The sequence below is a fragment of the Clostridium sp. FP2 genome, assembly GCF_011065955.2.
Taxonomy (GTDB): domain Bacteria; phylum Bacillota; class Clostridia; order Clostridiales; family Clostridiaceae; genus Clostridium_AD; species Clostridium_AD tagluense.
This window is the reverse complement of record NZ_JAAMNI020000001.1, coordinates 4278846-4292357: the sequence shown is the minus strand read 5'-3', so window position 1 is coordinate 4292357 and position 13512 is coordinate 4278846. Positions and strand designations below refer to the sequence as shown.

Here is a 13512-nt window from a genome sequence, read left to right as displayed (position 1 = left end):
AATGTATGAGAATAGACACATGTTGTTTGTTTTTATACATTTTTTTATTGTGTAATTATCATTATTATGAATAAAATTACAGAATTTTATAGAAATCATTATTTACCACAACTGCAAATAATGATATAATATAATCATATGATTTTTTACTAGGAGGAAATACGGATGAATGAAGAAATGAATGGAGAAGCCAATATAAGTCTTGAAGATTATCTTATAATAATAAAAGAAAAGTTATGGTTAATAGCTTCTATAACGCTTATGGCTGTTATTATAGCAGGTATAGCAAGTTTTTTTGTTATAAAACCAACCTACCAGGCAAGTACAAGCATAATAGTGGGAAAGCCACAGGAAACTGCAAGTGGAGCTGCACAATTAAATAGTGATGTAATGATGTATCAGAATTTACTTAAGACCTATACTGAGATTGCTAAGTCGGATTTAGTATCACAGGGGGCTTTGGATAAACTACATAGTAATTTAGATTTAGATCAAATTAAAAAAAGCATCACGGTTACTCCTCAAACTGGAACTCAAATTCTAATAATCACGGCTAAGGGTAAAAAGCCTGAAGAGGTATTTAATGTTATAAATGCTATTTCAACCTCCTTTATAGAATCCTCAAAAAAGGTTTATCCTACAGGTGGAGATATACAGGTAATGGATAAGGCTATTATGCCAAAGAATCCTATTAGCCCAAATAAGAAATTAAACCTTGCAATTGCCTTTTTTCTAGGATTAATGGTTTCACTTGGAATTGTATTCCTTTTGGACTACATGGATAGCACTGTAAAGACAGAAAGTGATGTGGAAAAATATTTAGGATTACCAGTACTGGGCGTAATACCTAGAATGATTGTAGAAAAAAAATAGGAAGGTGATAGTATGATTGATATTCATAGTCATATACTTCCAGGCATTGATGATGGTTCAAAGGATATGGAAATGAGCATTAAAATGTTAAAGCTGGCAGAGGAAAAAGGAACGAAAACTATTGTAGCTACACCGCATTATATAAGCGGTATATATGAAAATCACTATGAGCAGGTCTTTAAACTGCATCAGGAGTTAAAGCTTGAGGCAAAGTCTAGAGGCATAAAGGTAGAAATACTGCTAGGACAAGAAGTGATGCTAGACAAACATTCACTTAAGCTCTGCAAAGAGGAAAAGCTAAGAGGAATAAATGGGACAAGCTATATGCTTATTGAATTTCCTATGGATAAATTGCCAAGGGATGCCCTGGAATTAATTTATGAGCTAAGGCTTCTTAATATTCAACCTATAATTGCACATCCTGAAAGATATGAATACATATATGAATCACCTATTAATATAAATGATTTTATTGAAGAGGGATGCATATTTCAAATTAATGCGGGAAGCCTACAAGGTTTATTTGGAAAGAAAATTCAAAATTGTGCCAGGCTACTAGTGAAAGAGGGGCTTGTAAACTTCATAGCTTCTGATGCTCATTCGCTAAATAGGAGATGCCCAGGGCTTATAGAAGGATTTAGAGAAGCCAAGGCCATAGATAGAGAAATAGAAAAAAAAGTATCAAGGAATTTAGAACTGTTACTTTTAGATAAAGCTATAGAAATGAATATGGAAAAAATAAAGAAAAAGAAAAGTATATTTCAGTTTTTCAAGCATTAATGCTTGAGCAGGCAAGTTATGATTTATACATAAATTAATTGTTTACTTAAAAAAAATAATTAGCAAAGGTAGTGCAGCAAATGAAAGGTTTAGACTTAATAACATTTAAAGAACCTACTTCACCTATGTCAGAATCCTATAGAACCCTTAGGACTAATATTCAATTTTCATCCTTTGATAAAAAGATTAAAACCATACTAATAACTAGTTCAGGACCGGGAGAGGGGAAAACCACAACTTCTTCAAATTTAGCCATGGTCATGGCTCAAGGTGGAAATAAAACTATATTAATAGATTGTGATCAAAGAAAGCCACAGGTACATAAGGTTTTTGGATTTTCTAACGAAAATGGATTATCTAACATTTTGGTAAGTGATAATGAAGTAGATATAAATATAGGTGTTCATGAAACTGAGGAACCCAATCTCCATGTTTTATCTTCAGGCACAAGGCCTCCAAACCCTGCGGAACTTTTAGGCTCTGTAAAAATGAAAAATTTCATTGAGGAATTAAAGAAAACCTATGACTTTATAATTTTAGATACTCCTCCAATAGTATTGGTTACAGATGCACAAATTCTAGCCCAGTATACGGATGGTTGCCTTTTAGTTATATCTTCAGGTGAGGCAGAACGTGATTCAGTAATTAAATCTAAAGGACTCCTTGAAAAGGTTAATGCAAAAATATTGGGGACAGTGCTTAACAAAGTGGATTCAAAAAAGAAAGGCTACTATCACTATCAATATGAGTATGGTGGAACCAGTAAATAAAGGCAAAAGCAGAAAGAAAGCAAAATAATAAAATTATTTTAAATCATAATTTTTATCTAAAAGAGGATAAAAAATTATGGTTTTTTATTTTGTTTAAGATTATTCACCTAAAAAAATTATAAATATTGGGAGACGCATAATTATCCATTAAAACAAAACTAGATGTATCAAAATTATTAAATTCATTTATTAAATAAAATTTTGAATTAATTAAAATAAGTGGAATAAAATCATAGTATTTTATTGCATATAAAGTAATATAAGTATAAAAAAATATATATTATGACGATAAATGTATAAGGGTGAAGTATTGATATACAAGACTTTAAAGGACAACATGTTTCATAAAAATAATTCTTAAAGTGTAAAATAATAAGGAACTTGACGTATATTGGAGTAAATGTTTATTAACGGACTAAATCGCGAAATGAAAAATTTGCCGTAAAATTGCTAAAGCTGTATAATTAAGTTGAATAATTATGAAGAATTTAAAAAAAGAGGTATACAAAATGGAAAATTTAGGAAAATGGAAAAAGCCAATATTAATATTAAGTGATGCAGTGCTAATAAATTTAGCCTACATATTAGCTATTTATTTTAGATATAATTATACGAACTTTAAGTTCTATGCCACTGACTATAAAGACATAGCATTAATTGTAACAGTTATATATATAGCTTGTTTTTTTATTTTTAAGCTTTATGAAAGCCTTTGGAGCTATGCCAGCATAGATGAGTTTATGTTGGTTATCGGTGCTTGTCTTGTTTCTAATTTAGCTACCATAGCCTTTATTAGAATTATTGGACATAGCTTTGCCTATGGAGTAAGTATAATAGCTTGTGCTTTTTCAATTATTTTTATAGTTGGGATTAGAATGTCCTTTAGAATCTACGGTAGATTTGAAAGTATTGTAAATTGTAATGCAAGCGAAATCCCCAAAGCAAGAGTAATGATAATTGGTGCTGGGGCGGCGGCTGCTATGGTTATAAAAGAAATGAAAAGTAGTAGCCAAAGCAAATATATGCCTGTAGCTGTGATTGATGATGAAGCTTATAAAAAAGGAAAAAACATTATGGGGGTAAAGGTTCTTGGAAGTAGGAGAGACATACCTGCCATAGCGAAAGAAAAATCCATAGAAACTATACTTATAGCTATACCTACTATTGATGAGGTGGATAAAAAACAAATTTTAGAAATATGTAAAAAAACAAATTGTAAAATAGAAATTATTCCTGGTATGTATGAAATAATAAACGGTAAGGTTTCTTTAAATCAAATTAGAAAAGTAGAGATTGAAGATCTCCTTGGCCGTAGCCCAGTCCAGTTAGATATGGCAGGCATTGCAAGTTATATCCATGATAAAACCATATTAGTAACAGGTGGCGGTGGGTCAATTGGTTCCGAATTGTGTCGCCAAATTTTAAAATTCGAGCCTAAACAATTGATTATATTCGATATATATGAAAACAATGCTTATGATCTGCAAATGGAACTTAAGTATAAGTACCCAAAATTAAATTTAAAAGTATTAATAGGATCTGTTAGAGATAAAGGCAGACTCAAAAGTGTATTTGAAAAGTATTCACCAAATATAGTTTTCCATGCAGCAGCACATAAACATGTTCCACTAATGGAAGAAAGCCCCATGGAAGCCATAAAAAATAATGTATTTGGTACTTATAATGTAGCAGAATGTGCACATAAATTTAATGTAGAAAGATTCGTCATGATTTCCACAGATAAAGCAGTAAACCCCACAAATGTAATGGGTGCAACTAAAAGAATGTGTGAAATGATTATACAATCCATGGATAAGATAAGTGAAACACATTTTGTGGCAGTAAGGTTTGGTAATGTACTAGGAAGTAATGGCTCTGTTATCCCGCTATTTAAAAAACAAATAGAGCGTGGTGGACCAATTACACTTACTAATAAATATATAACAAGGTTCTTTATGACCATACCAGAGGCAGCACAATTAGTGCTTCAATCTGGTGCATATGCCCAGGGTGGAGAAATATTCGTGCTGGATATGGGACAACCTGTAAAGATATACGATTTGGCCTGGGATTTAATAAAGCTTTCGGGATTTGTTCCTAATAAGGATATTAAAATTGAAATTACAGGACTAAGGCCAGGAGAAAAACTTTATGAAGAGCTTATGATGAGTGAGGAAGGCCTTGCGAATACTAAACATGAGAAGATATTTGTTGGAAGACCCACCTTTAGTGATTTAGAGGAAATGAAAGAGAACATGAAGGAACTAGCGGTGGTTATTGAGAGTGATGATGTAGGTTTATTAATTAAAAAAATAGAAGAAATAGTTCCAACTTACAAGAGAAATATGGATGAAAGCGCAATTACAAAGATACAAGAGTAAAAAAAATAGGGGGGCATATTATGAGTAAATTTTTGAGCATCATATTTAGTTTTGTATTATTAGTAATTTTATCACCGTTATTTTTAATTATAGGAGTAATAATAAAGTTGAATTCAAAAGGACCAGTATTCTTTACTCAGATGAGAATTGGTAAGAATAATGAATTATTTAAATTTTATAAATTTAGAACAATGAAAATTGGAACTCCTAATGTAGCAACAGACAAACTTGATAGTTCAAAAAGTTACATAACCACAACTGGAAAAATTTTAAGAAAAACTAGCCTTGACGAGCTTCCACAAATAATCAATATTCTTAAAGGTGATATGACTTTTGTAGGACCAAGACCTGCACTATATAATCAGTATGAACTTAAGGAACTTAGAACAAAGGCAGGAGTTCATAAATTACTTCCAGGAGTTACAGGATGGGCTCAAATTAATGGACGAGATAATAATGATGATTATGAAAAAACACAGCATGACAGAAATTATTTAGATAATAAATGCTTGTGGTTAGATATAAGAATAGTATTTAGAACGGTATTTAAAGTTTTAAGAGCAGAGGGGATTCTCGAAGGTGTTCACCATCAAGGTGGCGGACACCAGCTTGATGCTGTACATCTAAAGAGTGAATCAAAAGATATTTAAGTATAAATCCGAGGTGATTTTATATGGATGATTTGTTAATAATTGGAGCTGGTGGACATGGTAGAGTGGTGGCAGAAACTGCAGAACTTATGGGCCTATGGGGAAATATTGTATTTCTAGATGATAGAGTAGATGTAAGTATGGTTTTGAATCATAGGATTGTTGGTAAATTGGAGGAATATGAACAATTTACAGATAAGTATGATTATGCTATTGTATGTATAGGTGACAATGAGAAAAGAATGGATTTGCTTGGAAAGCTATTAAAGTCAGGATACAAAGTTCCAGTTATTATTCATCCTAAAGCCAGTGTTAGTAAGTATAGCCATATTGGCGCGGGTAGCGTGATACTTGCTGGAGCGGTAATTAATACGGATGCTAGCATTGGTAGAGGGTGTATTGTTAATATCAATAGCTGCGTTGATCATGACAGCATCCTGTGTGATGGAGTTCATGTGTGTAGTGGAGCGGTTGTTAGGAGTGGGTGCAGGATAGGAAAATTATCTTATATTGGTGCTGGAGCTTGTGTTAAATCTGGAGTTATCTTGCAAGATAGATTTGTATTGCATGATGGAATGGTGATTTAAACAAATATAGGAGAGACTACAAGCTGTGTAGAGCTACAAAAAGTTGATTTTGAAGGGTTAAGCGGTTAGTGGTAAATGTTAAAAAACAAGAATGGACAAAAGAATGACATTTAAAAGTGAGTATGTGGTATGAGTTAAATGGAAGGGCGGTGAAAAACTAGATGAAGAAGATAATAATTACTGGTGCGAACAGTTACATAGGGACAAGCTTTGAAAAATGGTTATTACAGTGGGCTGAAGATTACTCAGTGGAGACTGTTGATATGATAGATGGTACATGGAAAGAGAGGGACTTTTCAGAGTATGATGTTGTGTTTCATGTTGCTGGTATTGCACATGTAAAGGAGACTAAAGAAAATGTAGATATTTATTACAAGGTCAATCGTGACTTGGTGTATGAAGTTGCCCAAAAGGTAAAAGGCGATGGAGTTAAGCAATTCATATTTTTAAGCTCTATGAGTGTTTATGGTATTGATAATGGTGTAATAAAGAAAGATACTGTTCCTTCACCAAAGAGCAACTATGGGAAGTCTAAACTTCAAGCTGAGGAATTAATAGCTCAACTAGAGGGTTCTTCATTTAGTATTGCTGTTTTAAGACCACCTATGATATATGGGAAAGGCTGTAAAGGTAATTATGTTAGATTAGAAAAATTTGCATTGAAATCGCCTATTTTCCCAAATATAAAAAATAAGCGAAGTATGATTGAGATAGATAAATTATGTGAATTTGTAAAGCTGCTTATTGATGAAGAGAGCAGAGGACTATTCTTACCACAAAATAAAGAATACGTGTGTACTTCAGAGATGGTCAAGCTTATTGCTGAGGCGCATGGAAAGAAAATTATAATGACTAAGGTGTTTAATCCGTTATTAAGATTACTGAAGGCTGGTACAGTTAATAAAGTATTTGGTGACTTAGTGTATGAAAAGGAGATGTCAGGGGGATAAAGCTTGTGGCTTTAAAGAAAGCCGTTTTAATATATAAAACAAAATGTTTTAAATCAGATTGCAGAGGAGAATAATTATGTCAAATGTATTAATAACTGGTGGTGCTGGATTTATAGGTAGTAATTTGTCGTTGAAACTTATCGACAAGGGATACGAGGTAACGATACTAGATAATTTAAGCCCACAGATTCATAGTGAAAATCCTGATGATTCATATACATATAATACAATTAGGGGAAAAGTAAATTTCATAAAGGGTGATGTTGGTAGTATTAACGATTGGAGAAAAGCCTTGACTAATGTTGATGTTGTCATTCATCTGGCAGCTGAAACTGGCACTGGACAATCCATGTATGAAATAGATAAATATGTTGCAACTAATATTGGTGGAACTGCTAAACTTTTAGAAATCCTTACGAATGAAGAACATCATGTTAAAAAGCTTATTGTTGCTGCATCTCGTGCTGTGTACGGTGAAGGCAAATTTGAATGTGAAAAACATGGAATAGTATATCCTAAATCAAGAATTGATGAAGATATGATAAAAGGAGATTTTGAGGTTAAATGTCCTGTCTGTGGGAAAACAGTTAAGATGTTACCAACAGATGAATTATCAGAATTACAACCTACTTCTGTGTACGGTTTTACTAAGCAGGCGCAAGAGCAATTGTGTATGATTGTTGGAAAGTCTATTGGTATTCCAGTTGTAGCATATCGTTTCCAAAATGTATATGGTCCTGGGCAGTCATTGAAAAATCCATATACAGGAATATTGTCAATTTTTTCCACGAGAATAAAAAATGGCAATGACATAAATATTTTTGAAGATGGATTAGAAACGAGAGATTTTGTTTATATTGACGATGTTACGGATGCAGTCATATTAGGTATTGAAAAAGAAAAAGCTAATTACCGTACTTTTAATGTTGGTTCTGGTGAAAAGACTGATGTTCTAACTGTTGCCAATACATTGAAAGAAAAATATGGAGCAAATATTCAAATTAATGTATCTGGTAACTATAGATTAGGGGATATTAGACATAATGTTGGAGATTTGAAGCTAATTCATAGTTTGCTGGGATATGAACCAAAGGTACATTTTAAACAAGGAATTTCAAATTTTGTTGATTGGGTAGAGCGACAAGCAGTTGAAGTAGACAATTATGAGGCTTCTATTGAAGAAATGAAGAAAAAGGGATTGTACAAGTAATGGAAGAAATGTATTCAATTAAAGGCAAAAAAATATTGTTTTTAGCACCTTCATTTTTTGGATATGAAAATAAAATTAAAGATAAAATGGAACAAATGGGCGCTATAGTAGATTTCTATGATGAGCGGTCAGTGACTAGAGCATTCGATAGGGCTCTTTTGAAAGTTATGCCTAGTGTATTTAATAAGAAGACATCTAGATATTATGATGATATTTTAGAAACGTGTAAGGATAATAAATATAGCTATATTTTTGTAATCAAGTGTGACATGTTGACAGAAAAAATACTTGAAAAATTTCATGTTATATTCCCAAATACAATTTTCTGTTTATATTTATATGATTCAGTAAAAAACATTAAAGGTGTTAGTAAGAAATTTAAATATTTTGACCGTATTTTATCTTTTGATAGACAGGATACATTCAAGTACACTGATATAAAATTTAGGCCCTTATTTTACATAAATGAATTTAAAAAAGAACTTAGAACAGACAATAAATATAAATATGATATTAGTTTCTGTGGAACGATTCATTCAGATCGCTATGCAATTATAAAAGAAGTTATTGATATATGTAAGAAAATAAAACTTAGTTTTCATAATTTCTGTTATTTACAGAGTAAATTCATTTACTATTTTTATAAAATTACAAAACATGAATTTCTATATGTAAAGAAAAGAAATTTTTCGTTTGTTAAAGCCAGTAGTCAGGAAATATCAGATGTGGTTGATGAGTCAAGAGTAGTGCTTGATATTCAACACCCGAAGCAAACTGGACTTACTATGAGAACAATAGAGATGGTAGGCATGAACAAGAAACTGGTTACTACAAATGCAGAAATTAAAGAATATGATTTTTATAATTGTAATAATATTTTGATAATAGATAGAAATAATATTAATATTTCGGATGGATTTCTTTTAACAAAATATGTACCGTTAGATACTAATATATATGATAAGTATTCAATAACAGCATGGGTACAGGATATTTTATATGCAATTGAGTGAGGAGATAATATATGCGAAATAAGTATTCATTATCAGAAACTATATCAACAGCATATGCATTGATTTGTACAAAACTATTTTATAAAGGTGCAAGGCTGATTAGAAGACCATTCTATTGTCGAGGAAAATCACGGTTGCAATATGCTGAAGGACTTACTACTGGGCATCATTGCAGATTTGATTTGCTTGGTGAAGAGAATGACAATTCAAAAAAACTTGTCATAGGTAAAAATTGCAAAATTGGAGATAATGTTCATATTGTTGCAAATGAAAAAGTTATAATAGGCGATAACTGTTTGATGGCTTCTAAGATTTTTATAAGTGACACAAGCCATGGCGAGTACGCTAATGTGACGGTTGATTCATCACCAGATGTTCCACCAGATGAGCGAACACTTTATATGAGCCCTGTCAGTATTGGAAATAACGTTTGGATTGGGGAGAATGTTTGTATTTTATTAGGTGTAAGTATTGGGGATGGTTGCATTATTGGAGCAAACTCTGTGGTTAACAGAGACATTTTTAATAATTGCATGGTTGCTGGCTCGCCGGCTAGGGTAATAAAAAAATATGATAATAAGACGGGACAATGGATAAAAACACAATAAATTACGATGTAGCCTTGTTAACTATTTAAATGATTTTTTTTAGAACTTACTTAAATACCTTTGTAGATATAGGTTGCAAAATTACTTTGAGGTATTTGCTTGATAGGAGATATGGATAGCATGAAGACAATAGTAATATCGGGAATTAATTTTTTTGAGGGTGGACCTTTATCGGTGTATAAAGATTGTTTGGATAATATTATCAAAAACAAGTTAAATGAAACTAATAACATAATTGCTTTTGTACATAAGAAGGGACTATTTGGCGAGTATGCAGATAAGGTAACACTTATTGAATTGCCAAAGTCTAGGAAAAGTTACCTATATAGACTGTGGTATGAGTATATTTATTTTTACTTATATTCAAAAGATAAAAAAATTGATGTGTGGATTTCATTGCATGATATAACACCAAATGTTAAAGTGAAAAAGAGGTATGTCTATTGTCATAATGCATCCCCATTTATGAAGACTGAGATTAAAAACTTAAAATATAGCTATAAGAATTTCTTGTTTTCTCTATTTTATAAATATTTATATAAAATTAATATAAAGAAAAACACTGCTGTTATTGTGCAACAGGATTGGATGAGAGAAGAGTTTATTCAGAAGTATAAATTGAAAAGTGTAATTGTTGCAAGGCCAACAGTTGCTATTAGTGAAGTTGTTAATACTAATTATTCCAATGAACAAAAAAACAAGTATAAATTTATATATCCATCATATCCCAGATTTTTTAAAAATTTCGAGGTGGTTTGTATGGCCTGCGAAATACTAGAAGGAAAAGGTATAACTGCATACGAAGTTTTTTTAACTATAGACGGAAATGAAAACAAGTATTCTAAAGACTTGAAAAAACGTTATGGAAAGTTAAGAAGTGTAAACTTTATGGGGCTTCAAGAAAGAAAGCACTTGTTTAATCTATATGGAGCAGCTGATTGTATGATATTTCCATCAAAGTTAGAATCATGGGGATTACCTATCTCGGAATTTAAAGGTACTGGTAAGTCTATGTTAGTTGCTGATTTACCTTATGCACATGAGACTATTGGAACCTATGATAAAGTATGTTTTTTTAATCCTGATAATTCAGTAGAACTTGCTAAATTAATGGAAAAAGAAATATTATATTGTGCTCAATATAACTTTGTTAAAGAGAAAGAAATTAAGAAGCCTTATTGTAAAGACTGGCATGAATTATTGTGTGTAATTTTTAGTAATACTGAGTCCGAATAAGATAAAATGATTATTTATAACATTTATCTGTTAACATAAATACGTAGATTATATATTCATAAAGATTTCATAAAAAGTTGAGCTTTTGGGTCTAAGATATTGGCGTAGATAAATTTATAATAAAAAGTGTTTAATTAGGTTGAGGTAGCAGAGTTTATATTAAACTAAAGGTATGATTAAATATTCAATTAAATTTTGAGAGGGAAATGTTTAATGAAAATAAGAAATGATAAAGAAAAAATAACAGTTTTATTAGCTACATACAATGGTGAAAAGTATCTTGTAGAACAATTAGATAGCATAATTAGTCAAACCTATATTAATTGGGAACTATGGGTAAGGGATGATGGTTCAACAGATCAAACCTTAGAAATCTTAAAACAGTATGAGGGTAAAGATAATAGAATAATTATACTAGATAACGAAAATAAAAAAAATCTTGGACCTTGTATGAATTTTAATCAGTTATGTTTAAACGTAGGGTTGAATAATTATATAATGTTTTGTGATCAAGATGATGTATGGTTTCCTGACAAAATTGAATTAACTTATAATTGTATTATAGAAAAAGAAGAATTTATTAAAAATAACCAACCGATTATGGTGTTTACGGATTATGAAATAGTAGATGAAAAATTAAATAGGTTATGTAAATCAGGTTACAAACTTATAAGTGTAGGAGAAAAATTTTTTGAGAAACCTTTGAACACATTATTAGCATTTAATTTTGTATGGGGATGTACATTAATGTGCAATAGAAGTTTAATTGAAAAATGTATTCCAATTCCACAAAATGCGGAAAATCATGACTTTTGGATTGCATTATCAGGTGCTGTAATAGGGAAAATGTATTTTCTTGATATACCTACAATGTTTTATAGGCAACATTCAAGTAACGTTACAGGGATGTATGAAGCTAAAAAAATGGGTAATAGAATTAAAAGGTTATTCTTGGGTTGGGATGATATGCAAAAGAGAATAACTAACTCAGTTTATCATGCGAAATGCTTAAGGGAAAGATTTTCAAGTGAAATACCGGAAAAAAAATTAATTTTGATAGATGATTTTATAAAATGTTCCCAAAAATCAGGATTTAAACTATTTTTATTTGCAATAAAAAATAATATAAAAAAGCCCAAATTAATACAAACCATATTATTTTATATGAACCTAATTGTTTACAAATATAAAAAAATATCAATAAGCATGAAAGGAGAACACTAAAACTAGATGACGTTTTAGTGAATAATTATATGATTAATCCGTTATATATTTATACAATATCATATGGAATTGTGCTCATAGTATATAGTTTTGGATGGTCGGTTTTGTATCCAATGCTATCTTATGAATTATTAACGTTTTTATTTATAACTGGAATCTTATCTTTTTTTGTTGGAAAATTTTTAGGGGAAATTAAAATTGATTTAAAACAAGATATTAAGCTAAGTCAAAAAATGATAAATAAAATGCAAGCTATACTTATAATTGGATATTTTGCAGAGTTTATATATGCTGGAAGTGTTCCATTATTTAGCAATATAATATATCATGATTTCAGAGGAATTCCATTTATACATCCATTACTAGTAACAATTAACATTTTTATTAGTACATATTTATTTTACACATACATTAAGTATAAAAGAAAAAAATATATAGTATATTATTTTATTAATTTAATACCTTCAATACTCTTAATATCAAGAAGTATAATTGTAATCATACTAATATCAAGCATATTTGTCTATCTTAGTATGAAGATAAGTTTTAAAAAGTTGTTTAACTTTAAATTTATAATTATTATGACAATATCAATTTTAATAGCAGGATACCTATTTGGAGTTACAGGAAATTTTAGAACTAATAAACTATTTAATGATACCAACTTATTTAGTAGTGAATCTATAATTTCTATTGGAATGCCAACCGAAAAATTTTTAAATTCTAAAATACCTAAGGAATATTTTTGGGATTACTTATATATATCGTCGCCTTTAGCAAATTTACAAGTACAGATGAATATAAGCAATCATGAAAATAATATTTATAAATTCATTTTAAGCTCTATTCTGCCAGATATATTGACAAAAAGATTAATTGATGGAAATATTCTATCTAATATAACAACATCCACTGACAGAATTTCTGGTGCATTAACGGTATCAACAGCGTACAGTGCACCATATATGTTATTGGGCTATACAGGAATGATTATATTTTATTTATATACTGTAATAATATGTGTTGTATATAGTTTGCTTTTGAGGAAGTATAGTGATTTATATATTGTGGGTGTTTCGATTTTATGTACAATTATATTGTTAAATACATTTGGAAATATGTTTGTGTACAGTGGTATTAGTTTTTCGTTATTATGGCCTTTATTTTTTTTGTTTTCCAGAAAGGCTAAAGTAAAGTTGAAGTAGTATATTTGTTGTAAACAAGGTAATT

The 13512-nt window shown here is 30.4% G+C and carries 13 protein-coding genes; all 13 read left to right on the top strand.

All coding sequences use genetic code 11. The features are described from left to right. Positions 1–165: 165 nt before the first annotated feature. Complete coding sequence (locus tag G9F71_RS20340) at positions 166–873, top strand: YveK family protein (RefSeq protein WP_164948506.1); 708 nt, start codon at positions 166–168, stop codon at positions 871–873. A 12-nt stretch (positions 874–885) separates the two neighbouring features. Beyond that, on the top strand, positions 886–1653 hold the full coding sequence (locus tag G9F71_RS20335) for a tyrosine-protein phosphatase (RefSeq protein ID WP_164948505.1): 768 nt from the start codon (positions 886–888) through the stop codon (positions 1651–1653). An 80-nt stretch (positions 1654–1733) separates the two neighbouring features. Further along, entirely contained in the window at positions 1734–2423 is a 690-nt protein-coding gene (locus tag G9F71_RS20330) for a CpsD/CapB family tyrosine-protein kinase (RefSeq protein WP_164948504.1), read from the top strand. A 509-nt stretch (positions 2424–2932) separates the two neighbouring features. Next, positions 2933–4804: a polysaccharide biosynthesis protein gene (locus tag G9F71_RS20325; protein WP_164948694.1), complete on the top strand. Its 1872-nt coding sequence runs from the start codon at positions 2933–2935 to the stop codon at positions 4802–4804. Positions 4805–4824: 20 nt separating this feature from the next. Further along, complete coding sequence (locus tag G9F71_RS20320; protein ID WP_164948503.1) at positions 4825–5454, top strand: sugar transferase; 630 nt, start codon at positions 4825–4827, stop codon at positions 5452–5454. Between the two features lie 23 nt (positions 5455–5477). Beyond that, on the top strand, positions 5478–6041 hold the full coding sequence (locus G9F71_RS20315) for a NeuD/PglB/VioB family sugar acetyltransferase (protein WP_164948502.1): 564 nt from the start codon (positions 5478–5480) through the stop codon (positions 6039–6041). A gap of 161 nt (positions 6042–6202) precedes the next feature. Next, a complete protein-coding gene (locus tag G9F71_RS20310) occupies positions 6203–6991 on the top strand; it encodes an NAD-dependent epimerase/dehydratase family protein (RefSeq protein ID WP_164948501.1) in 789 nt (262 codons plus the stop codon). 76 nt (positions 6992–7067) lie between these two features. Further along, positions 7068–8201: an NAD-dependent epimerase/dehydratase family protein gene (locus G9F71_RS20305; protein ID WP_187353446.1), complete on the top strand. Its 1134-nt coding sequence runs from the start codon at positions 7068–7070 to the stop codon at positions 8199–8201. After that, positions 8201–9214 (top strand): capsular biosynthesis protein CpsH, encoded by a 1014-nt coding sequence (locus tag G9F71_RS20300; protein WP_224626526.1) that lies wholly within the window; start codon positions 8201–8203, stop codon positions 9212–9214. The genes G9F71_RS20305 and G9F71_RS20300 overlap by 1 nt, the downstream gene beginning before the upstream one ends. A gap of 11 nt (positions 9215–9225) precedes the next feature. Beyond that, positions 9226–9822: a DapH/DapD/GlmU-related protein gene (locus tag G9F71_RS20295; RefSeq protein ID WP_164948500.1), complete on the top strand. Its 597-nt coding sequence runs from the start codon at positions 9226–9228 to the stop codon at positions 9820–9822. Positions 9823–9942: 120 nt separating this feature from the next. Next, positions 9943–11058, top strand: a complete 1116-nt coding sequence (locus tag G9F71_RS27425) for a glycosyltransferase (RefSeq protein ID WP_263488236.1) — start codon at positions 9943–9945, stop codon at positions 11056–11058. 213 nt (positions 11059–11271) lie between these two features. Then, positions 11272–12282, top strand: a complete 1011-nt coding sequence (locus G9F71_RS20280) for a glycosyltransferase family 2 protein (RefSeq protein ID WP_164948497.1) — start codon at positions 11272–11274, stop codon at positions 12280–12282. A 17-nt stretch (positions 12283–12299) separates the two neighbouring features. After that, entirely contained in the window at positions 12300–13487 is a 1188-nt protein-coding gene (locus G9F71_RS20275; RefSeq protein WP_224626522.1) for a hypothetical protein, read from the top strand. The last annotated feature ends 25 nt before the right edge of the window (positions 13488–13512 follow it).

Coding starts and splice junctions, on each gene's coding strand:
- G9F71_RS20340 (WP_164948506.1), top strand. CDS start 166: ATGAATGAAGAAATGAATGGAGAAGCCAATATAAGTCTTGAAGATTAT.
- G9F71_RS20335 (WP_164948505.1), top strand. CDS start 886: ATGATTGATATTCATAGTCATATACTTCCAGGCATTGATGATGGTTCA.
- G9F71_RS20330 (WP_164948504.1), top strand. CDS start 1,734: ATGAAAGGTTTAGACTTAATAACATTTAAAGAACCTACTTCACCTATG.
- G9F71_RS20325 (WP_164948694.1), top strand. CDS start 2,933: ATGGAAAATTTAGGAAAATGGAAAAAGCCAATATTAATATTAAGTGAT.
- G9F71_RS20320 (WP_164948503.1), top strand. CDS start 4,825: ATGAGTAAATTTTTGAGCATCATATTTAGTTTTGTATTATTAGTAATT.
- G9F71_RS20315 (WP_164948502.1), top strand. CDS start 5,478: ATGGATGATTTGTTAATAATTGGAGCTGGTGGACATGGTAGAGTGGTG.
- G9F71_RS20310 (WP_164948501.1), top strand. CDS start 6,203: ATGAAGAAGATAATAATTACTGGTGCGAACAGTTACATAGGGACAAGC.
- G9F71_RS20305 (WP_187353446.1), top strand. CDS start 7,068: ATGTCAAATGTATTAATAACTGGTGGTGCTGGATTTATAGGTAGTAAT.
- G9F71_RS20300 (WP_224626526.1), top strand. CDS start 8,201: ATGGAAGAAATGTATTCAATTAAAGGCAAAAAAATATTGTTTTTAGCA.
- G9F71_RS20295 (WP_164948500.1), top strand. CDS start 9,226: ATGCGAAATAAGTATTCATTATCAGAAACTATATCAACAGCATATGCA.
- G9F71_RS27425 (WP_263488236.1), top strand. CDS start 9,943: ATGAAGACAATAGTAATATCGGGAATTAATTTTTTTGAGGGTGGACCT.
- G9F71_RS20280 (WP_164948497.1), top strand. CDS start 11,272: ATGAAAATAAGAAATGATAAAGAAAAAATAACAGTTTTATTAGCTACA.